At 48.1% G+C, this 19,365-nt stretch carries 26 protein-coding genes; all 26 read right to left on the reverse strand.

Translation table 11 applies throughout. The annotated features are described in order from the left end of the window. Window positions 1–3 precede the first annotated feature (3 nt). The 26 genes from rpmD to rpoC all read right to left on the reverse strand — a co-directional run bounded on the left by rpmD (window position 4) and on the right by rpoC (window position 19,309). Window positions 4–183, reverse strand: coding sequence for a 50S ribosomal protein L30 (rpmD, locus tag IEX74_RS02645; RefSeq protein ID WP_188810662.1), 180 nt, complete (start codon window positions 181–183; stop codon window positions 4–6). A gap of 5 nt (window positions 184–188) precedes the next feature. Then, the gene (gene rpsE, locus IEX74_RS02650; protein ID WP_188810664.1) at window positions 189–785 is read right to left on the reverse strand and encodes a 30S ribosomal protein S5; all 597 of its coding nucleotides are present in this window, start codon (window positions 783–785) and stop codon (window positions 189–191) included. Between the two features lie 6 nt (window positions 786–791). Beyond that, the gene (rplR, locus tag IEX74_RS02655) at window positions 792–1,142 is read right to left on the reverse strand and encodes a 50S ribosomal protein L18 (protein WP_188810666.1); all 351 of its coding nucleotides are present in this window, start codon (window positions 1,140–1,142) and stop codon (window positions 792–794) included. 9 nt (window positions 1,143–1,151) lie between these two features. Beyond that, window positions 1,152–1,706 carry a 50S ribosomal protein L6 gene (gene rplF, locus IEX74_RS02660; RefSeq protein ID WP_188810668.1) on the reverse strand — a complete coding sequence of 185 codons (555 nt, stop codon included), beginning with the start codon at window positions 1,704–1,706 and terminating at the stop codon, window positions 1,152–1,154. 15 nt (window positions 1,707–1,721) lie between these two features. Continuing rightward, window positions 1,722–2,120, reverse strand: a complete 399-nt coding sequence (gene rpsH, locus IEX74_RS02665; RefSeq protein WP_188810670.1) for a 30S ribosomal protein S8 — start codon at window positions 2,118–2,120, stop codon at window positions 1,722–1,724. 219 nt (window positions 2,121–2,339) lie between these two features. Continuing rightward, entirely contained in the window at window positions 2,340–2,609 is a 270-nt protein-coding gene (gene rpsN, locus IEX74_RS02670; RefSeq protein WP_086592748.1) for a 30S ribosomal protein S14, read from the reverse strand. Continuing rightward, a complete protein-coding gene (rplE, locus tag IEX74_RS02675) occupies window positions 2,602–3,162 on the reverse strand; it encodes a 50S ribosomal protein L5 (protein ID WP_188810672.1) in 561 nt (186 codons plus the stop codon). The genes rpsN and rplE overlap by 8 nt, the downstream gene beginning before the upstream one ends. Window positions 3,163–3,175: 13 nt before the next feature. Next, window positions 3,176–3,442, reverse strand: coding sequence for a 50S ribosomal protein L24 (rplX, locus tag IEX74_RS02680; RefSeq protein WP_188810674.1), 267 nt, complete (start codon window positions 3,440–3,442; stop codon window positions 3,176–3,178). Between the two features lie 12 nt (window positions 3,443–3,454). Further along, window positions 3,455–3,823 carry a 50S ribosomal protein L14 gene (gene rplN, locus IEX74_RS02685; RefSeq protein WP_073107059.1) on the reverse strand — a complete coding sequence of 123 codons (369 nt, stop codon included), beginning with the start codon at window positions 3,821–3,823 and terminating at the stop codon, window positions 3,455–3,457. A 1-nt stretch (window position 3,824) separates the two neighbouring features. Then, window positions 3,825–4,115 (reverse strand): 30S ribosomal protein S17, encoded by a 291-nt coding sequence (rpsQ, locus tag IEX74_RS02690; RefSeq protein WP_188810676.1) that lies wholly within the window; start codon window positions 4,113–4,115, stop codon window positions 3,825–3,827. A 3-nt stretch (window positions 4,116–4,118) separates the two neighbouring features. Next, entirely contained in the window at window positions 4,119–4,331 is a 213-nt protein-coding gene (gene rpmC, locus IEX74_RS02695) for a 50S ribosomal protein L29 (RefSeq protein WP_188810678.1), read from the reverse strand. A gap of 4 nt (window positions 4,332–4,335) precedes the next feature. Further along, window positions 4,336–4,758, reverse strand: a complete 423-nt coding sequence (gene rplP, locus IEX74_RS02700) for a 50S ribosomal protein L16 (protein WP_188810680.1) — start codon at window positions 4,756–4,758, stop codon at window positions 4,336–4,338. A 37-nt stretch (window positions 4,759–4,795) separates the two neighbouring features. Beyond that, window positions 4,796–5,662 carry a 30S ribosomal protein S3 gene (gene rpsC / locus IEX74_RS02705; RefSeq protein WP_188810682.1) on the reverse strand — a complete coding sequence of 289 codons (867 nt, stop codon included), beginning with the start codon at window positions 5,660–5,662 and terminating at the stop codon, window positions 4,796–4,798. 5 nt (window positions 5,663–5,667) lie between these two features. Beyond that, window positions 5,668–6,141, reverse strand: a complete 474-nt coding sequence (rplV, locus tag IEX74_RS02710) for a 50S ribosomal protein L22 (RefSeq protein ID WP_188811369.1) — start codon at window positions 6,139–6,141, stop codon at window positions 5,668–5,670. Between the two features lies 1 nt (window position 6,142). Continuing rightward, on the reverse strand, window positions 6,143–6,421 hold the full coding sequence (gene rpsS, locus IEX74_RS02715) for a 30S ribosomal protein S19 (protein ID WP_188810684.1): 279 nt from the start codon (window positions 6,419–6,421) through the stop codon (window positions 6,143–6,145). A 3-nt stretch (window positions 6,422–6,424) separates the two neighbouring features. Next, the gene (gene rplB / locus IEX74_RS02720; protein ID WP_188810686.1) at window positions 6,425–7,252 is read right to left on the reverse strand and encodes a 50S ribosomal protein L2; all 828 of its coding nucleotides are present in this window, start codon (window positions 7,250–7,252) and stop codon (window positions 6,425–6,427) included. A 34-nt stretch (window positions 7,253–7,286) separates the two neighbouring features. Next, entirely contained in the window at window positions 7,287–7,574 is a 288-nt protein-coding gene (gene rplW, locus IEX74_RS02725) for a 50S ribosomal protein L23 (protein ID WP_188810688.1), read from the reverse strand. Continuing rightward, on the reverse strand, window positions 7,574–8,212 hold the full coding sequence (gene rplD, locus IEX74_RS02730; RefSeq protein ID WP_188810690.1) for a 50S ribosomal protein L4: 639 nt from the start codon (window positions 8,210–8,212) through the stop codon (window positions 7,574–7,576). The genes rplW and rplD overlap by 1 nt, the downstream gene beginning before the upstream one ends. Before the next feature lie 6 nt (window positions 8,213–8,218). Beyond that, entirely contained in the window at window positions 8,219–8,839 is a 621-nt protein-coding gene (gene rplC, locus IEX74_RS02735) for a 50S ribosomal protein L3 (protein ID WP_188810692.1), read from the reverse strand. A gap of 313 nt (window positions 8,840–9,152) precedes the next feature. Then, window positions 9,153–10,430, reverse strand: a complete 1,278-nt coding sequence (locus tag IEX74_RS02740; RefSeq protein ID WP_188810694.1) for an O-antigen ligase family protein — start codon at window positions 10,428–10,430, stop codon at window positions 9,153–9,155. A 136-nt stretch (window positions 10,431–10,566) separates the two neighbouring features. Further along, complete coding sequence (gene rpsJ, locus IEX74_RS02745) at window positions 10,567–10,872, reverse strand: 30S ribosomal protein S10 (protein WP_044515480.1); 306 nt, start codon at window positions 10,870–10,872, stop codon at window positions 10,567–10,569. 20 nt (window positions 10,873–10,892) lie between these two features. After that, entirely contained in the window at window positions 10,893–13,034 is a 2,142-nt protein-coding gene (gene fusA, locus IEX74_RS02750) for an elongation factor G (protein WP_188810696.1), read from the reverse strand. A 101-nt stretch (window positions 13,035–13,135) separates the two neighbouring features. Beyond that, window positions 13,136–13,603 (reverse strand): 30S ribosomal protein S7, encoded by a 468-nt coding sequence (gene rpsG, locus IEX74_RS02755; RefSeq protein WP_086592733.1) that lies wholly within the window; start codon window positions 13,601–13,603, stop codon window positions 13,136–13,138. Between the two features lie 79 nt (window positions 13,604–13,682). Continuing rightward, window positions 13,683–14,111, reverse strand: coding sequence for a 30S ribosomal protein S12 (gene rpsL, locus IEX74_RS02760; RefSeq protein ID WP_054410986.1), 429 nt, complete (start codon window positions 14,109–14,111; stop codon window positions 13,683–13,685). 408 nt (window positions 14,112–14,519) lie between these two features. Continuing rightward, window positions 14,520–14,855 (reverse strand): DUF3467 domain-containing protein, encoded by a 336-nt coding sequence (locus IEX74_RS02765; protein ID WP_188810698.1) that lies wholly within the window; start codon window positions 14,853–14,855, stop codon window positions 14,520–14,522. A gap of 104 nt (window positions 14,856–14,959) precedes the next feature. Further along, on the reverse strand, window positions 14,960–19,309 hold the full coding sequence (rpoC, locus tag IEX74_RS02770; protein WP_188810700.1) for a DNA-directed RNA polymerase subunit beta': 4,350 nt from the start codon (window positions 19,307–19,309) through the stop codon (window positions 14,960–14,962). Window positions 19,310–19,365 lie beyond the last annotated feature (56 nt).

Genomic DNA, 19,365 nt, shown 5'->3' on the forward strand with positions numbered 1-19,365 from the left:
ATTCTAGAGTTCTGTTACTTCTACTAAATGCTGAACAGCAGCTACCATACCAGCAATTTGCGGAGTATTTTCTTTCTCCGTCACGCTACCCAACTTACCTAAGCCCAACGCTTTTATTGTGCGCTTTTGCCGCTCAGGACGATCGATAACACTTTTTACAAGCTTGATTTTGATCTGTGTCATCTCACTTAACCATTGAAGACTTGTTGAAGAGAGATACCACGCTGTTGTGCAATCTGCATAGGATCACGCATCTTATTAAGCGCATCAAAAGTCGCTTTCACTACGTTGTGCGGGTTTGAAGAGCCTTTTGATTTAGCAAGAACATCTTTGATCCCTGCACTTTCAAATACAGCACGCATAGCACCACCTGCAATTACCCCTGTACCAGCTGCTGCCGGCTGAACAAGAACATAACCTCCTGAGTACTTTCCTTCCATTACATGAGGAACAGTATGCTTGTACAAGGGAACTTTGACCAAGTTCTTTTTAGCATCATCAATTCCCTTTGCAATAGCATCAGTAACTTCATTGGCTTTGCCTAAGCCGTAACCTACCGTGCCATTACCATCTCCTACTACTACGATTGCCGAAAAGCTAAAACGACGACCGCCTTTTACTACTTTAGCAACTCGATTGATAGCAACAACCTTCTCTTTCAGATCGGTGTCACCAGCACGTGGAGCTTGTTGGTCTCGGTTACCACCACGGTCGTTGCCACTACCCCGGCGATCGTTACCGCCACGGTCATTGCCACCACGGTTGCTGTTGTTAAATTCTGCCATGATGATTTAGAAATTAAGGCCGCCTTCGCGGGCTCCTTCTGCCAATGATTTTACGCGGCCGTGGTAGAGGTAACCGGAACGGTCAAATACCACCTTCGTAATGCCTTTACCTTGAGCACGGGAGGCAAGTTCTTTACCAACTGCGGCAGCGAGGGCGACTCCGTTACCCCCCTCCACCGATACGTGCTTCGAGGAAGCAGACGCTAACGTGTGACCAGTAGTATCGTCAATAATCTGGGCATAAATACCCGTATTGCTACGAAACACCGACAGACGCGGGCGCTCGGACGTGCCAGCAACCTTAGTGCGGATAATGCGCTGGATCCGTTTTCTTCTAGATGCTTTATCGAAAGCCATGATGTGAAGTTATTTCGAAGCTGTTTTACCAGCCTTGCGACGAATTTGCTCACCCACGAAGCGTACGCCCTTACCTTTATAAGGCTCAACTTTACGCAGTGAGCGAATTTTAGCTGCTACCTGACCCAGAAGTTGCTTATCAATGCTGTTCAGTGTAACAATTGGGTTTTTACCTTTCTCCGTTACTGCTGTAGCAGTAACTTCTTTTGGTAGCGCTAAAAAGATATTGTGTGAGTAACCCAATGAGAGTTCTAGTGTATTGCTAGCTACAGTAGCTTTGTAACCTACACCTACTAACTCCAACTTTTCTTCATAACCATTGCTCACCCCTACAACCATGTTGTTGATGAGCGAACGGTAAAGACCATGCATAGCCTTATGACGTTTTTGCTCAGTCGGACGAGTTACTACTAGTTGTCCATCAGCCGTCTCAACGGTGATATCACGGTCAACGGGAGTAGTGAGCGAACCTTTTGGGCCTTTCACAGTCACCGTATTTTCCTGATTTATTTCAACCTGAACATTAGCGGGCAGGCTGATCGGCAATTTACCAATGCGTGACATAGTTTCTCTACTCGCTTAGTAAACGTAACACAGCACTTCGCCGCCTACGTTCTCAGTTTTTGCCTCTTTCTCTGTCATAACACCTTTTGATGTTGACAGAATTGCAATACCTAGCCCGCTTAATACGCGGGGCAGGTTTTCAACATGCGCGTACTTACGCAAGCCTGGCGTGCTAACACGCTCCAGCTTAGTTATAGCTGGTTGCTTAGTAGCAGGGTTATACTTCAGTGCGATTTTGATCGTGCCTTGTACAGCCGAATCATCAAAACGGTAGCTCTGAATGTAACCCTTGTGGTAGAGCACCTTTGTGATCTCTTTTTTGATGTTGCTAGCCGGTATTTCCACCACCCGGTGGTTTGCCTTTATGGCATTGCGCAACCGGGTAAGGTAGTCGGCAATTGGATCTGTATTCATTTGATGTAGAGAATAGTCGCTCCTTTTTCGGGAGCGCAAAGATATGAAAATTTCGCCGCTGCAAAAAGCAATGACGAAATTTTCAGTTAAGACTACTTGGCTTGCTCAGTGATGACACAGCCAATGGTTTCTTTTGGCGACCTGCCAAGTAAATCGCTGGTATGTAACAGCTGCTAATGAGAGGAGAGCTGACACAAAGCTACTCCTCTCTTCTTAACTTTACCAACTTGCTTTAGTGACACCCGGGATTTTCCCAGCTAAAGCCATCTCACGGAATGTAACACGGCTGATGCCGAACTTACGCATATAGCCACGAGGACGACCGTTGATCTTATCACGATTGTGAATACGTACGGGTGAAGCGTTGCGAGGCAACTTATCAAGACCTTCGTAATCGCCAGCAGCTTTTAGCGCTTTGCGCTTCTCAGCGTAACGGGCTACTGTAGCAATACGCTTTCTTTCTCTTGCTTTGACGGATTCCTTAGCCATTGTTTTGTTTCTTGGCGTTGGTGAACGGCATACCGAATGCTTTTAGGAGCTCATAGCTCTGCTCATCGTTTTCGGCAGTCGTTACGAAGGTAATGTCCATACCAGAAATTGACTTGATCTTATCGATCGAAATCTCTGGGAAAATGATTTGCTCCTTGATGCCGAGGGTATAGTTACCACGACCATCAAAGCCTTTATCGTTGATGCCTTTAAAGTCACGTACACGTGGAAGAGCAACCGTTAACAGGCGATCCATGAACTCGTACATCCGCTCGCCACGCAAAGTAACCTTAGCGCCGATGGGCATACCTTCACGGAGTTTGAAGTTCGAAACAGAACGCTTAGCAATAGTCGGAACAGCTTTCTGACCAGTAATAATCGTTAGTTCGTCCACACCGTTATCAACTAGCTTCTTGTCAGCTACAGCTGATCCGATACCGCGGTTGATACAGATTTTGGTAATGCGTGGAACCTGCATTATGCTCTTAAACTGGAATTTCTCCTGGAGAGCAGGTACTACGTCTTTTTGGTATACTTCTTTAAGTCTAGCCATTGTCGTGAACAGGTTAGGCGTTGGTCGACTCTACGCGCTTCACGTTGCTCACGTGAATGCCAGCTTCGATCTTAGTGATGCCACCCTGGGGATTCTTTGCACTAGGTTTATTGTGCTTAGTCACCAAGTTTAGGCCTTCCACGATAACGCGTTGAGTCAAGCGATTAACCGACTTGATAGTGCCGGTTTTACCCTTCTCATCACCAGCAATCACTGTTACAGTGTCACCGGTTTTCACATGCAGTTTCGCGGGCTTTTGGTCTTTTGCTTTCGTTGCCATGTGCTACTATGCTTACAGAACCTCAGGGGCCAGTGAAACAATCTTCATGAACTGGCGCTCACGTAACTCGCGAGCTACTGGTCCAAAGATACGAGTACCGCGGGGCTCATCATTATTATTGAGCAATACAGCAGCGTTATCGTCGAAGCGAATGTATGAGCCGTCTTTACGACGTACTTCTTTCTTTGTGCGAACTACTACTGCTTTCGATACAGTGCCTTTTTTAGCGTTGCCAGAAGGAATAGCAGACTTAATCGATACAACGATCTTATCTCCTACACTAGCATACTTTTTACCCGTGCCACCTAGAACACGAATACAGAGCACTTCCTTAGCGCCGCTATTATCAGCGACGGTTAGACGGGATTCTTGCTGGATCATCTTACTTGGCGCGCTCTACAATTTCTACCAATCTCCAACGCTTGTTTTTGCTAAGAGGACGGGTAGACATAATCCGAACCGTATCGCCTTCGCCACATTCGTTGTTTTCGTCATGAGCCATAAACTTAGTTGTCTTGCTCACGAACTTACCATAGATCGGGTGCTTTTGCTTCTGCTCTACCACCACCGTAATGGACTTATCCATTTTGGAACTGGCTACGCGCCCGATGATTTCTTTTCGCAGATTACGCTCTACAGCGTTAGTAGCCTGCTGCTCTTCGTTACTTGCCATCGTTTATTTAGCAGTTTGATTAGCCTGCTCTTGTTCGCGACGGGTAAGCTCAGTCTTCAGACGGGCTACGTTCTTGCGGTTTTGCTTCAGGCGAATCGGGTTTTCCAAAGGCGAAATAGCGTGTGCAAAGCGCAACGATTGGCCATTGGTTTGTTCAGTCTTAATCTGATTCTTCAGCTCCTCCAAAGAGAGGTTACGGATATCATTGTTTTTCATCTTCCTAGCTTTCTACGTAGTCACGACGAACAACAAACTTCGTCCTTACGGGCAATTTCTGCGCCGCAAGACGCAACGACTCCTGAGCCACCTCTAGCGAAACACCATCAGATTCAAACATGATGGTACCGGGTTGTACAATAGCTACCCAGTACTCTGGAGAGCCTTTGCCTTTACCCATACGCACCTCAGCAGGCTTTTTGGTGATAGGCTTATCTGGGAAAATTCGGATCCATACTTGGCCTTCACGCTTCATAGCACGGGTCATTGCGATACGAGCGGCCTCAATCTGGCGAGCCGTAATCCACGCAGTTTCCAGCGACTTGATAGCAAATGAACCGAAGTCAATGGAGCTGCCGCGGTAGGCTAGGCCTGTAACGCGACCCTTTTGCATCTTCCGATACTTGGTCCTTTTCGGTTGTAACATGAGTTATCGAAAATAAAAATTCGAAAAGAGAAAAGGGCTAGCGACGTGGACCACGGTTTTGTCCACCTGCACCGCCACGACGTTGGCCACCACCTTGACCACCTCGGTTATCACCACCACGGTCGCCACGGTTTTCACCGCCCCGATCGTTACGGTCGCGACGTGGGCCACGGTCATTACTACGGTCACCACGCTCACCGCGAGGACCACGGTCATTACGGTCGCCACGGCTGTCACCACCTTGGTTAGCTGGCTGCTGATTTGGGGAGAGATCAGGCTTGCCGAAAATCTCGCCACGCATAATCCACACCTTGATGCCGATTTTACCGTAAACCGTTTGTGCCTCTGACAAAGCATAATCGATGTCAGCTCGCAGCGTATGTAACGGTGTACGACCCTCTTTATATTGCTCAGAGCGAGCAATTTCAGCCCCACCTAAGCGACCACCGCACTGTACTTTGATGCCTTCAGCACCAACACGCAAAGCAGCTTGGATAGCTTGCTTCATAGCGCGTCGGAACGAGATACGAGCTTGTAGCTGCTGAGCAATGCTCTCACCTACCAGTTTAGCATCAAGTTCAGGACGCTTGATTTCGAAAATATTGATTTGAACGTCCTTGCTAGTGATCTGCTTTAGTTCGTCCTTGATCTTATCTACTTCTTGACCGCCTTTACCAATTACCACACCAGGACGAGCTGTATTGATGGTAATAGTGATACGCTTCAAGGTACGCTCAATCACGATGCGGGAGATACCGCCTTTCGGGATACGAGCAAGAATATATTTACGGATTTTTTCGTCCTCAACCAGCTTGTCGGCAAAATCCTTACCACCATACCAGTTCGAGTCCCATCCTTTGATGACACCTAGACGGAAGCCAACCGGATTTACTTTCTGTCCCATAGTGCTTATGCGGTGGCTTCAGCCGTATTTTCAGTGGTAGTTTTCTTAGAAGAACCGCGACGAGTGCGAGTAACATTAGCTTGAGACGAATTAGTTTCCGTAGCCTGCTGAATAGCAGCTTTGCTACCTAGAGGCTCTACTTTCGAATCGATTACCAATGTCACATGGTTGCTACGCTTACGGATACGGTGGCCACGACCCTGAGGTGCAGGACGCAAACGCTTTAACTGGCGGCCTTCGTCAACAAAGATTTCTTTGATGTAAAGGTTGGCATCTTCAATACGCTCGTTCTCGTTTTTCTGCTGCCAGTTAGCTAGTGCTGACAAGAGCAGCTTTTCGATTTTCTCAGCACCCGAGTTCGCCTCGAACTTCAGCAAGCCTAAGGCGCGAGTTACTTTCTGACCGCGAACCAGATTGGCTACCAGGCGCATCTTACGAGGCGAGGTAGGCACGTTACGGAGTTTAGCAGTAGCTTCCATCTTAGCGCTTGCCTTTATCTTTCTTGGCAACGTGACCACGGAAGTTGCGTGTAGGTGCAAACTCACCGAGTTTATGACCAACCATGTTTTCGGTCACGTATACCGGGATGAACTTATTGCCGTTGTGAACAGCGAAGGTGTGGCCAACGAAATCTGGAGAAATCATCGAGCGGCGCGACCAAGTCTTTACCACTGATTTCTTGCCGGACTCATCCATAGCCGAAACTTTCTTCTCGAGCCGGAAGTCAATGTACGGCCCTTTTTTTAGCGAACGTGCCATTGGTTATTTCTTCCCTTTACGGTTAACGATGAGCTGCTCGGAATACTTATTTTTATTACGGGTCTTCTGACCTTTTGCGAAGATGCCGTTGCGGCTACGTGGGTGACCACCGCTCGACTTGCCTTCACCACCGCCCATTGGGTGATCCACTGGGTTCATTGCGACACCACGTACGCGTGGACGGCGGCCTAACCAACGGTTACGGCCAGCTTTGCCAAGGCGTACATTCATGTGGTCACCATTTGATACTGTACCAACTGTAGCCATGCAGGTAACGAGTACCATGCGCATTTCGCCAGATGGCAGTTTCAAAGTAGCGTATTTGTCTTCACGAGCTACTAGTTGTGCATAAGTACCAGCTGAGCGAGCAATAGAAGCTCCACCACCAGGCATCAATTCAATATTGTGAACGATAGTACCTAACGGAATTTCGCGCAGAGTGAGAGCATTGCCTACTTCAGGGGCAACACCGGGACCCGAAACAACTGTCGTACCTACCTCCAAACCAGCTGGCGCAATGATGTAGCGCTTTTCCCCATCGACATAGTTGAGCAGTGCGATACGAGCAGTGCGGTTTGGATCATATTCGATCGTCTTCACCGTGGCTGGAACACCAGCTTTGTCACGCTTGAAATCGATAATACGATACTTTTGTTTGTGCCCACCGCCAATATAGCGATTAGACATTTTGCCCGAGTTGTTACGGCCACCGGATTTTTCCATGGGTGCCAACAACGATTTCTCCGGCGTCGACGTGGTTATCTCGTCGAAGGCCGGGGCGATACGAAATCGTTGACCCGGTGATGTTGGTCTTAATTTTTTGAGTGCCATTTTACCTTAAAATGTGCCTTTGCAGACTATCTGCTTAGATTCCGTTATAGAAGTCGATAACATCTCCTTCTTTCACGGTTACAATGGCTTTCTTGATCGAAGCACGGCGGCCTGATACGGCACCACCTTTTGTAAACTTCGACTTGAGCTTGCCTTGAGTGCGGACCGTGCTGATGCCAGTTACCGTCACGCCATATAACTGCTCAATATCTTTTTTGATCTGAACTTTATTAGCAGTGCGCTCTACTTCGAAAGCGTACTGGCCTTTTTCATTCAGAGCCGTGGCCTTTTCGGTCACAATGGGTTTCTTCAGCGTGCTCATTACTCAGCAGTGGTGTAGAGTTGTTCCAGCGACTTCAGACCGTCTTCCGACAACAGTAACGTATCTGTATTAAGCAGATCATGCGTGTTTAAGGCAACTGGGGTAGCAACTTTCACTCGCTGAATGTTGCGGGCCGACAGCAGAACGTTTTTATTGGCTTCACCAGTCACGAGCAAGGTTTTCTTACCGTTGTTTAGTTTCAGACCAGCTAAAATCGAGGCAAATTCTTTAGTCTTAGGCGTATCCAGCGTGATAGTTTCTACTAATGCTACTTTGCCTTCGTTTGCCAGCGTGCTCAGAGCAGAGAGACGAGCTAAACGCTTGGTCTTTTTGTTGAGTTTAAAGCCATAATCACGAGGCTGAGGACCAAATACACGTCCCCCGCCTATGAACACAGGCGACTTCATGCTACCTGCACGAGCTCCACCTGTCCCTTTTTGCTTCTTGAGCTTCTTCGTAGTGCCATGCACTTCGTTACGCTGCTTCGACTTGTGCGTACCTTGGCGCTGATTAGCCAAGTACTGTTTCACGTCGAGATACATCACGTGCTCGTTGGGTTCTACACCAAAAATGGCATTTGACAGCGTAACCTTCCGGCCAGTGTCTTCCCCTTTAATGTTATATACTGACAGTTCCATCTCGCGTTATTTTTCCAGCACTACGTAAGAGTTCTTAGCGCCAGGAATAGAGCCGCTAACCAGAATCAAGTTCTTATCAGCTACTATACGCATCACCTTCAGGTTCTGCACTTTTACCCGATCACCACCCATGCGGCCGCCCATACGCATGCCTTTAAACACGCGAGAAGGCCAGGAGCAAGCTCCAATAGAACCAGGGTGACGTAGGCGGTTATGCTGACCGTGTGTTTGGCCACCTACCCCAGCGAAGTTATAGCGTTTAACTACACCTTGGAAGCCTTTACCTTTTGAGGTACCTACTACATCTACAAACTCACCTTCTTCGAAAAGGTCTGCTTTAATCTCGCTACCAGCTGTGTAGCTCGCTACTTCATCCGTACGAAACTCTACAAGTTTCTTTTTGGGAGTAGTACCAGCTTTAGCAAAATGGCCAACTAAGGCGTTGGTCGTGTTTTTGGCTTTTTTTTCGCCGTAACCGAGCTGAACAGCTGTGTAGCCGTCATTCTCTAGCGTTTTCACCTGCGTCACTACGCACGGACCCGCTTCAATGAGCGTGCAAGGAATATTCTTCCCGTCCGGAGTGAAGAGGCTTGTCATACCGATTTTCTTACCGATGATGCCAGGCATTCGTTTTATATTTAATTGAAAGACACAGTGAAAACGCCCAAATAGCGTTTTCGTAATGGGAGTGCAAAGCTAGGAAACTGTTGGCTATTATCCTAGAGCCGCCTTCAAATATTTTATAGTACTCCGCACAAGCGCTACAATATGTTAATGCCTAAGAATCAATATGTATGCAAACTGGGAGGCTCACTAATCACCTTCTTGTTGCAAGTTTAGCAACCCTGTAGGAAGGCAAGGTGTTTTCACATGCCCAAAGCCAGTTAACTGTATAGGAAACTGTGATCATCTTATTGCTGAACATATGGGTGTGAACAGACTATCCTGATGTATCTGAACTGGACGATTTTGGGGAAATACTACTAGCTTCAGCGAGAGACACCAGTATAAATAGCAGGCTGTAAGTAAGCCCCACCTGGTTCTTCTGATCCAGAGTAAATTCAGCTATAAAGGATAAAGTAACTATTGAATATTGAACAAGCAACAATGGTGGTACTCGGTTCCAAACTCTATACAACGGGTAATAAAATGAACATAGAAAAGCTAGCAATCCAACACCACCAAACGCTACCCAATAGTAGAGAAATTGATTATGAGGCATTAGATAGGATGTAGACTCAATCGAAGGAAAGTCTCTCTTGTAAAAGCGTCCTACCTCCTGCTCCATGTCTGCCTTCCCTACACCAAACCATGGATTTTGGCGTACCAACTGCAATCCTACTTCATAAGAATAGAATCTTCCAACTAAAGATAAGTTGTTGGCCGAGCTTGCAGTCTGCACTTGACTAACATCATATTGGGTGTTGTAGTATTTATGCCGGAAAGTAGGAAAGCATACAAAGCTTACTACTGGTAATGCTATCAACAGCAATGTAACTATTATAGCTTGTTTGTAGCTCTTTTGTTTTATGATCAACCATCCGACAACGAGCAAACCTATTGCATTGAAGGAAAGCAGCCCACTACGTACCGCCAGCAAATAGGTATATAGAACCAGGAAGGCAGTGCCAATCAGTATAGTCCAACGCTTATACCTGCTTACTAACTTGTCTTTAGTAAAAAATATTCCTATCGATGTAGCAAATACCACCATCAGACTGAACCGTATATAGTCGGGTACCGTGGGCATTATCTTCGATCGAGAATACGATTCATTGATCTCAGCCGCGTGTAATAGATAATACCCTGTGCTACTTAGGGCAGATACAAGCACTAAGTTGAAGAACAAAAGATATAAGCGCCGCAGGTAAGTTGCAGGCCATGCCGGCAATAATGTGAAGGATAGAGGCAGCAATAAAAACGGCAGCTGCATAACTACATCTTCCAAAAACGCTTCTTGGTGTACCACCTCGGTATTAAGACCAGAAGCTAGGTGAACGAGAAAAACACCTGTTAATGAAATATAAATTACCCTATAAGGTTTTGCTACTGGGGCTCGTTCTTGTGTAATAAAATAAAATAAGGCTGTCAGAGCTAGGCCAGCTATGCCTACATTCGAAATATAGGGCAGAAAATCATGTGTAAACAACCCTATTATAGTTAGTCCACAAAATACAGCAGCAGCTCTTTGAATATGGGGTATAGATAGGTTAGGCATGCCGAAGAATGATAGGGCGTCAAATATCTTGTGCTTGCAAGTAACCTAAGTTTATCTCTTGTTGATAATGATAAAACAAAAAAATACCCTCCGATAGTTAAACCGGAGGGTATTCCTAATTAGATAAGCTCTCTTATCAAACCTTAATTTCTACATCAACGCCGCTTGGCAACTCTAGCTTCATCAATGCATCTACTGTCTTCGATGAAGTCGAATAGATATCTACAAGACGTTTGTAGGTGCAAAGCTGAAACTGCTCACGCGACTTTTTGTTCACGTGGGGCGAGCGAAGCACGGTGAACTTCTCTTTATTGGTCGGCAACGGAATAGGACCGCTTACTATGGCGCCCGTAGCCTTAACCGCTTTCACGATCTTCTCGGACGACTTGTCCACGAGGTTATGATCGTAGGACTTAAGTTTGATACGAATTTTCTGGTTCATTTTTCTTAGTCTGAAAGCAGTTAGCGGACAGCGTTGCCTTTTGTTTTAGCGATAATGCCTTCTGCTAAGTTCTGGGGAACTTGCTCATAGTGCGAGAACGTAAGCGAAGCAGAAGCACGGCCCGAAGAGATTGTACGTAGATCCGTTACGTAACCGAACAACTCAGAGAGAGGCACATCTGCTTTGATAAGCTGAGCACCTGCCTTTGTATCCATACCTTTCATCAAACCACGACGACGGTTAAGATCACCAGTTACAGGGCCGGTATACTCATCTGGGCAAACAACCTCTACCGCCATGATAGGCTCAAGAAGTTTAGGACCAGCTTGACGAGCAGCTTCACGGAAGCCGCCGCGTGCTGCAAGTTCGAAGGACAGAGCGTCGGAGTCAACATCATGGTAGGAACCATGGAACAGACGCACTTTCATACCTTCCACAGGGAAGCCAGCAAGTGGTCCGTTCTTCATAGCTTCCTCGAATCCTTTCTGGATAGGAGCAATGAATTCACGGGGAATTACACCACCTACAATAGCATTCTCAAACTCAAAACCAGGCTTCTCTGGTTCAGTTTCTTTTGGTCCTAGTTCAAAGACAATGTCACCGAACTTACCACGACCACCGGTCTGCTTCTTATAAGTTTCGCGGTGCTCTACCTTTTTAGTCAGTACCTCCTTATAAGCAACCTGGGGTGCACCTTGGTTAATCTCCACCTTAAATTCACGACGCATACGGTCGATGATAATTTCAAGGTGTAGCTCTCCCATACCACGAAGTACCGTCTGCCCAGTTTCAGGATCAGTCTGTACTGTCAAGGTTGGGTCTTCCTCAACCAATTTAGCAATTGCCATACCCATTTTGTCTACGTCAGCCTGAGTTTTAGGCTCGATAGCATAGCCGATAACTGGCTCTGGGAAGCTCATCGACTCAAGAACTAGTTTGTTCTTCTCATCGGTCAACGTGTCACCTGTCTTGATGTCTTTGAAACCAACACCCGCTCCAATATCACCAGCCTCTAGACGGTCGATTGGATTTTGTTTGTTGGAGTGCATTTGCATCAAGCGCGAAATGCGTTCCTTCTTCTCCGTACGGTTGTTGAACACATACGAACCAGCTTCTAGCACTCCGCTGTAGCAGCGGAAGAAGCACAAACGTCCTACAAATGGGTCCGTAGCAATTTTAAATGCCAACGCTGAGAAAGGAGCATCGGTAGTAGGCTGACGAACTTCTTCTTCGTTGGTATCTGGGTTGGTACCAATGATAGGAGGCATGTCCAACGGCGAAGGCAAATAGGCCATTACACCATCCAGCATTGATTGAACACCTTTGTTCTTGAATGCCGAACCGCACATTACAGGCGAGAATTTCATGTCGATAACCGCTTTGCGGATTACCACCATCATTTCCTCACGAGTGATGCTATCTGGATCATCAAAGAACTTCTCGAGCAGCGCATCATCATATTCAGCTACGCTTTCTACTAGTTTTTGACGCCACTCTGCTACGGTTTCTACTAGATCCTCCGGTACTGGAATCTCGTGGTATGACTTACCTTGCGTAGCATCATCCCACACAATAGCCTTACCTGTAAGCAAATCTACAACACCTTTGAAAGTGTCTTCAGCGCCGATAGGAATTTGCAGAGGCACAGGGTTAGCACCTAGTTTATCCTTAATCTCAGTAACAGCTTTGAAGAAGTCAGCACCAGCGCGGTCCATTTTGTTAACAAAACAGATACGTGGCACCTTGTACTTATCAGCTTGACGCCACACAGTTTCTGATTGAGGCTCAACTCCAGATACAGCGCAGAACAGAGCAACTGCTCCATCAAGTACTCGCAATGAGCGCTCTACTTCTACCGTGAAGTCTACGTGACCAGGAGTATCGATCAGATTGATCTTATACTGCTTTGTCTCCGGGGTTGGGTCGCCTTTCTCGTCAGTAGGATAGTTCCAGAACGTAGTAGTAGCAGCCGAAGTAATCGTGATGCCTCGCTCCTGTTCTTGCTCCATCCAGTCCATCGTAGCTGCACCTTCGTGCACCTCACCGATTTTATGGGTTTTGCCCGTATAATAAAGAATGCGCTCCGAAGTTGTGGTCTTACCGGCGTCAATGTGCGCCATAATTCCAATGTTGCGGAGGTATTTAAGGTCTTGCTTAGCCATTTTCTTGTTGGATCTTAGAAGCTAGGGGACTCAGAGTCCTAATTATTGTATGAACACAGAATTAGAACAGTAAGTCCCCTAGCTTCCAAAAATTGCTAATACTAGAATCGGAAGTGCGAGAAAGCTTTGTTAGCTTCAGCCATCCGGTGGGTATCGTCTTTCTTTTTAACAGAAGCACCTTCACCTTTAGCGGCGGCGATGATTTCACCAGCTAGCTTATCCTTCATGGTCTTTTCACCACGACGACGAGCATACTGAATCATCCATTTCATACCAACCGAAATCTTACGATCAGCACGTACTTCAATCGGCACTTGGAAGGTAGCACCACCTACACGGCGGCTCTTTACTTCTACGCTAGGCATCACGTTGTTCAGAGCCTTGCGCCACTGCTCCAAGCCATTTTCCTTCGTACGTTGCTCTACTAGCTCGCAAGCGTCATAGAAAATGGTGTATGCTAGGTTCTTCTTCCCGTCGTACATCATGTAGTTTACGAAACGGGTAACTAGCGTCTCCTTGTACTTGGGATCAGGCAGGAGAATGCGCTTTTTTGGTTTTGACTTTCTCATGGTTAGTATTAGGTACTGAGTATTAAGTATTGAGAAGAGAACAGGTCTCAATACTCAATACCAATCACTCCCTACTAGCTTATTTTTTCTTACCGGGGGCTGGTTTGCCGCCTTTGCCAGTTGCTACGGGCTGACCTGGCTTCGGACGCTTAGCTCCATACTTAGAGCGGCGCTGCAAACGGCCATTTACACCAGCGGTGTCAAGAGCACCACGGATGATGTGGTAGCGTACACCTGGCAAATCTTTTACACGGCCACCGCGAATCAGCACGATAGAGTGCTCCTGCAGGTTGTGGCCTTCGCCTGGAATGTAGGCGTTGACTTCTTTGCCATTGGTGAGGCGCACACGAGCGACTTTACGCATGGCCGAGTTCGGCTTCTTAGGCGTAGTGGTGTATACACGGGTGCACACGCCACGGCGCTGCGGGCAAGAATCGAGAGCAGGCGACTTCGACTTGGTCGTCAGCTTCTCTCTTCCTTTTCGTACTAATTGATTGATGGTTGGCATCTATAGAATGGTTTGTCGAGGGGGGTTCTCTCCCAAAAAATTAGGCTTGCAAAGGTAGATGTTCTAATCTAGAATAGCAAACAGGTTGAAATAGATTATTTTATAGAAACTCAAAGACGTTCTTCCAGTGCTTTTAAGCGCTAAATGTGACTCACTCAATACCTTCGAGATGCTACGAACAGAGTTCAATAGTATGTATCAGTATACTTTTTGTTACCTGACCTTCTTATATCCTGTTCCTACCTAGCTTAGGGTAACTGAGGCGTACAACAATATTTGATCCTAATAAATCCCAGGAGTAGCTCGTTAGATACTCAACTGTTGCTTCAACGGTAGCAATGAACCTTGCATGTAATGTGTCTGTAGCTGGTATTTCGATCAGTTTAGTCTTTACCCTCAGTGCTCCTCTTAAGCTTCACCCATTGTTCCACCGAAGTTCATTGGAAAGCTAGGTACATCCGGATGCTGTTTGATAACTCCAAATGTTTGTTCGAAGCGAGTGATATTGTCACTTAGGGCACTTAGCAAGCGTCTGGCGTGCTCCGGCGTGAGTACGATACGTGACTTCACTTTCGCTTTTGGCACTCCAGGCATTAAGCGGATAAAGTCAATGACGAACTCACTACTGCTATGAGCTATCATAGCTAGGTTTACGTACTCGCCTTCTGCAATAGCCTCTGGCAATTCAATATTGATGGCGTTAGGATCTTGAGGATTATTCAAGTCAGAAGGCTCTTGTTCCATGGTGTGTAGTTCTGTTTGGGACTAGATGATCTGCTAAACTACTAAAAAGAAAAAGCCGGCTGGTTATCCCAGTCGGCTTTCCTATTTAAACACGAATCGGAATACTACTCCTGTACAGAAGTTTCCCGCTTGCTAGCTCGCGAAGCACGCTTTGGCTCGGGAGCCTCAGCTTTTGCTGCTTGCAGAGCTGCCAACTCTTCCTTCGATCCTACTACCTGACGCGTGTATTCACGCAGACCAGTACCGGCCGGGATGAGGTGGCCCACAATTACGTTCTCCTTCAGACCGAGTAGTTCGTCAGCTTTGCCACGGATGGCAGCTTCCGAAAGCACCTTCGTAGTTTCCTGGAAGGATGCGGCCGAGATGAACGACTGCGTGCCAAGCGAAGCTTGCGTGATCCCTTGTAGTGTCGGACGTGATACAGCAGGCTGCGCCTCACGTACCTGCACCAGCTTGAGGTCCCGACGCTTCAGACTGGAGTTTTCGTCACGCAGGCGACGAGCACTCACAATCTGACCAGGCTTCAAGTTCGGAGAATCACCTGCTTCGGTAACCACCTTCATGTCGATGATGGTATCGTTTTCCTCCATGAACGTAATCTTGTCGATTACCTGGTTTTCCAGGAAGGTTGTATCACCGGCATCAAGGATGACTACTTTCTGCATCATCTGGCGAACTACCACCTCAATGTGCTTGTCGTTGATCTTCACACCTTGCAGGCGATATACTTCCTGAATCTCATTCACGAGGTATTCTTGCACCGCACCCGGACCCTGAATGTTCAGGATGTCAGTTGGCGTAATAGCACCATCGGAAAGCGGCATACCAGCGCGTACGAAGTCGTTGTCCTGTACCAAGATGTGCTTGGACAGCGGCACCATGTACTTCTTCTTCACGCCGTCTTTCGACTCAACGAAGATTTCACGGTTACCACGCTTAACGGTACCGTAGGTTACCACACCGTCGATTTCCGACACTACAGCCGGGTTCGATGGGTTACGCGCTTCGAACAGTTCGGTAACGCGGGGCAGACCACCCGTAATATCACGAGTTTTGCCTACAGCACGCGGGATCTTAGCTAGGATATGACCAGCTTTGATCTTGTCACCGTTCTCAACGTTGATGTGCGAACCAACTGGGATGCTATACCCTTTCTGACCTTCGGTGTCGCCTGACTTACCGGGCTTCACAATGATCGAAGGGTTCTGCGTCTTGTCTCGCGACTCGATGATAACCTTCTCGCGGTGACCGGTTTGTTCGTCCGACTCTTCACGATATGTGACCCCTTCTGTGATAGCATCGTATTGAACAGTACCATCGAATTCCGAAAGGATGACTGCGTTATACGGATCCCAGTTACACATCACGAACCCTTTTTCCACTTGCTGACCTTCGTCAGCGTAGAGGAACGAGCCGTAAGGCACGTGGTTCGAGATGTATACTTTACCCGTGTTAGGCTCCACAATCCGGATTTCACCCGAGCGCCCCATCACGACTTTCACCTTCTCGCCTTCAGCATTGGTGCTGTCAACGGTGCGGATGTCCTCGAACTCTACTACCCCGTTGAACTTAGCACGAATGCTAGCTTCAACAGCGATGTTAGAAGCTGTACCACCTACGTGGAAGGTACGCAGCGTCAGCTGAGTGCCAGGCTCACCGATAGATTGTGCGGCGATAACACCTACTGCCTCACCTTTCTGTACCATGCGGCCAGAAGACAGGTTACGGCCGTAGCACTTAGCGCAGATACCACGCTTCGATTCGCAAGTCAGTACCGAGCGGATTTCCACCGTTTCAATACCAGCGTTGTCAATCAGGCGCGTGTACTCTTCTGTGATTTCCTCACCAGCCGGCAGAATGATTTCATCTGTTACTGGGTGAACCACATCGTGAACAGCTACGCGACCTAGGATACGCTCAGCCAGAGACTCTACGATATCTTCGTTGTCCTTCAAAGCCGAAACTTCGAGGCCACGCAGCGTACCGCAGTCTACTTCGTTCACGATTACGTCCTGCGACACGTCTACCAGACGGCGGGTCAGATAACCTGCGTCAGCCGTCTTCAGAGCAGTATCGGCCAGACCTTTACGAGCACCGTGGGTTGAGATAAAGTACTCGATAACGTCCAGGCCTTCTTTGAAATTAGACAGAATTGGGTTTTCGATAATCTCACCAACCGAGCCTTGCAGCGACTTCTGCGGCTTAGCCATCAGACCCCGCATACCACCAAGCTGACGGATTTGCTCACGCGAACCACGCGCACCGGAGTGCATCATCATGTAGATCGAGTTGAAGCCTTGGTTCTCCTTTTCGAGGCGACCCATCAGCGTCTCCGTGATCTGGTTGTTGATGCGCGTCCAAATGTCAATAACCTGGTTGTAGCGCTCGTTATCCGTAATCAGACCCATCTGGTAGTTCTGCGTTACGGCAGCTACATCGGCCTGAGCTTGGGCAATCAGCGCATCCTTTTCCTTTGGAATCTGGATATCACCTAGGCCCATCGACAGACCACCTTTGTAAGCAGACTGGAAACCTAGGGTCTTGATGTCGTCGAGGAACTGAGCGGTGCGAGCCATACCCGAACGCTTGAACACCAACGAGATGATTTGCTGAAGCTTTTTCTTCGTCAGCAACTCGTCAACAAAGCCTACTTCCTCCGGTACGAGCTGGTTGAACAGCACGCGACCAGCAACAGTCTCGATAACTTTTGTTACGAGTTCGTCATTTTCATCACGCACTTTCGTCCGCACCTTGATGTAAGCGTGCTTTGAAAGCTGGCCTTCGTTGATGGCAATTACTACTTCCTCATCGGAGTAGAAAATGCGACCTTCACCTTGCACCTTCTCATCGTCGGTGCTGCGCTTGCCTTTCGTTACATAGTACAGACCTAGAACCATGTCCTGCGACGGTACCGCGATAGGCGCGCCGTTGGCTGGGTTCAGGATGTTGTGCGAAGCTAGCATGAGCATCGAAGCTTCCAGAATAGCGGCCGGTCCTAAAGGAACGTGCACAGCCATCTGGTCACCGTCAAAGTCAGCGTTGAAAGCCGTACAAACGAGCGGGTGCAGCTGAATAGCTTTACCCTCGATCAGACGCGGCTGGAAAGCTTGGATACCTAGGCGGTGCAACGTAGGAGCACGGTTCAGCAGGACAGGGTGTCCTTTCAACACGTTCTCCAGGATGTCCCATACCACGGCATCTTTGCGGTCAACGATCTTCTTCGCTGATTTCACCGTCTTCACAATGCCGCGCTCGATGAGCTTACGGATGATGAACGGCTTGAACAGTTCAGCAGCCATGTTCTTGGGCAAACCGCACTCGTGCAGCTTCAGCTCAGGACCAACAACGATAACCGAACGGCCAGAGTAGTCAACACGCTTACCGAGCAGGTTCTGACGGAAGCGGCCTTGCTTGCCTTTCAGCATATCAGACAGCGACTTCAGCGCACGGTTACCTTCGGCGCGCACGGCGTTTACCTTACGCGAGTTGTCGAAGAGTGAGTCAACAGCTTCCTGCAACATGCGCTTCTCATTCCGCAGAATCACTTCCGGCGCTTTGATCTCGATCAAGCGCTTCAAGCGGTTGTTACGGATAATTACGCGACGGTACAGGTCATTCAAGTCGGAAGTAGCGAAACGGCCACCATCCAACGGAACGAGTGGGCGCAATTCCGGCGGAATCACCGGCACCATGCGGATTACCATCCACTCCGGCTTGTTCTCGATGCGGGTAGCTGCATCGCGGAACGCTTCTACTACACGCAGGCGCTTCAACGCTTCAGCTTTACGCTGTTGCGAAGTCTCGTGTGCGGCAGAGTCGCGGAGCGAATAAGAAAGCTCATCTAGATTGGTGCGCTCCAGCAGGAGTTGCAGCGCATCAGCACCCATCCGGGCAATGAATTTATTAGGATCCTCATTCGGCAGCATCTGGTTCTCCCGGGGGAGCTTATCGATGATGTCGAGGTACTCGTCTTCGGTGAGGAAGTCGAGTTGCTGTACACCTTCTTCAGCCAGTACGCCGGGCTGAACAACTACGTACCGCTCATAGTAGATAATCTGATCTAGCTTCTTGGTGGGCAGGCCCAGCAGGTAGCCGATTTTATTGGGCAAAGACTTGAAATACCAGATGTGCGCAACGGGCACCACCAGCTCGATGTGGCCCATCCGCTCACGACGCACCTTCTTTTCGGTCACCTCTACGCCGCAACGGTCGCAGATGATGCCTTTGTAGCGAATGCGCTTGTACTTGCCGCAGTGGCATTCCCAATCCTTCACAGGACCGAAAATCCGCTCGCAGAACAAGCCACCCATTTCAGGCTTGTACGTCCGGTAGTTGATCGTCTCGGGTTTCACTACCTCACCGTTCGACCGCTCCAAGATGGATTCGGGCGAAGCCAGCGAAATAGTGACTTTCGAGAAGTCCTGCACCAGTTTTTTATTTTTTGCAAACGCCATGCTGTCGTTTCTCTAAAAACTTATGTCGGAAGAAAATATGCCTTGCAGCCTAGGGT

Source organism: Hymenobacter cavernae (assembly GCF_014641455.1).
Classification (GTDB): domain Bacteria; phylum Bacteroidota; class Bacteroidia; order Cytophagales; family Hymenobacteraceae; genus Hymenobacter; species Hymenobacter cavernae.

What these genes read in the sequence shown, in the direction of transcription:
- rpmD (WP_188810662.1), bottom strand. Translation starts at nt 183, where the DNA reads ATGACACAGATCAAAATCAAGCTTGTAAAAAGTGTTATCGATCGTCCT.
- rpsE (WP_188810664.1), bottom strand. Translation starts at nt 785, where the DNA reads ATGGCAGAATTTAACAACAGCAACCGTGGTGGCAATGACCGTGGCGGT.
- rplR (WP_188810666.1), bottom strand. Translation starts at nt 1,142, where the DNA reads ATGGCTTTCGATAAAGCATCTAGAAGAAAACGGATCCAGCGCATTATC.
- rplF (WP_188810668.1), bottom strand. Translation starts at nt 1,706, where the DNA reads ATGTCACGCATTGGTAAATTGCCGATCAGCCTGCCCGCTAATGTTCAG.
- rpsH (WP_188810670.1), bottom strand. Translation starts at nt 2,120, where the DNA reads ATGAATACAGATCCAATTGCCGACTACCTTACCCGGTTGCGCAATGCC.
- rpsN (WP_086592748.1), bottom strand. Translation starts at nt 2,609, where the DNA reads ATGGCTAAGGAATCCGTCAAAGCAAGAGAAAGAAAGCGTATTGCTACA.
- rplE (WP_188810672.1), bottom strand. Translation starts at nt 3,162, where the DNA reads ATGGCTAGACTTAAAGAAGTATACCAAAAAGACGTAGTACCTGCTCTC.
- rplX (WP_188810674.1), bottom strand. Translation starts at nt 3,442, where the DNA reads ATGGCAACGAAAGCAAAAGACCAAAAGCCCGCGAAACTGCATGTGAAA.
- rplN (WP_073107059.1), bottom strand. Translation starts at nt 3,823, where the DNA reads ATGATCCAGCAAGAATCCCGTCTAACCGTCGCTGATAATAGCGGCGCT.
- rpsQ (WP_188810676.1), bottom strand. Translation starts at nt 4,115, where the DNA reads ATGGCAAGTAACGAAGAGCAGCAGGCTACTAACGCTGTAGAGCGTAAT.
- rpmC (WP_188810678.1), bottom strand. Translation starts at nt 4,331, where the DNA reads ATGAAAAACAATGATATCCGTAACCTCTCTTTGGAGGAGCTGAAGAAT.
- rplP (WP_188810680.1), bottom strand. Translation starts at nt 4,758, where the DNA reads ATGTTACAACCGAAAAGGACCAAGTATCGGAAGATGCAAAAGGGTCGC.
- rpsC (WP_188810682.1), bottom strand. Translation starts at nt 5,662, where the DNA reads ATGGGACAGAAAGTAAATCCGGTTGGCTTCCGTCTAGGTGTCATCAAA.
- rplV (WP_188811369.1), bottom strand. Translation starts at nt 6,141, where the DNA reads ATGGAAGCTACTGCTAAACTCCGTAACGTGCCTACCTCGCCTCGTAAG.
- rpsS (WP_188810684.1), bottom strand. Translation starts at nt 6,421, where the DNA reads ATGGCACGTTCGCTAAAAAAAGGGCCGTACATTGACTTCCGGCTCGAG.
- rplB (WP_188810686.1), bottom strand. Translation starts at nt 7,252, where the DNA reads ATGGCACTCAAAAAATTAAGACCAACATCACCGGGTCAACGATTTCGT.
- rplW (WP_188810688.1), bottom strand. Translation starts at nt 7,574, where the DNA reads ATGAGCACGCTGAAGAAACCCATTGTGACCGAAAAGGCCACGGCTCTG.
- rplD (WP_188810690.1), bottom strand. Translation starts at nt 8,212, where the DNA reads ATGGAACTGTCAGTATATAACATTAAAGGGGAAGACACTGGCCGGAAG.
- rplC (WP_188810692.1), bottom strand. Translation starts at nt 8,839, where the DNA reads ATGCCTGGCATCATCGGTAAGAAAATCGGTATGACAAGCCTCTTCACT.
- IEX74_RS02740 (WP_188810694.1), bottom strand. Translation starts at nt 10,430, where the DNA reads ATGCCTAACCTATCTATACCCCATATTCAAAGAGCTGCTGCTGTATTT.
- rpsJ (WP_044515480.1), bottom strand. Translation starts at nt 10,872, where the DNA reads ATGAACCAGAAAATTCGTATCAAACTTAAGTCCTACGATCATAACCTC.
- fusA (WP_188810696.1), bottom strand. Translation starts at nt 13,034, where the DNA reads ATGGCTAAGCAAGACCTTAAATACCTCCGCAACATTGGAATTATGGCG.
- rpsG (WP_086592733.1), bottom strand. Translation starts at nt 13,603, where the DNA reads ATGAGAAAGTCAAAACCAAAAAAGCGCATTCTCCTGCCTGATCCCAAG.
- rpsL (WP_054410986.1), bottom strand. Translation starts at nt 14,111, where the DNA reads ATGCCAACCATCAATCAATTAGTACGAAAAGGAAGAGAGAAGCTGACG.
- IEX74_RS02765 (WP_188810698.1), bottom strand. Translation starts at nt 14,855, where the DNA reads ATGGAACAAGAGCCTTCTGACTTGAATAATCCTCAAGATCCTAACGCC.
- rpoC (WP_188810700.1), bottom strand. Translation starts at nt 19,309, where the DNA reads ATGGCGTTTGCAAAAAATAAAAAACTGGTGCAGGACTTCTCGAAAGTC.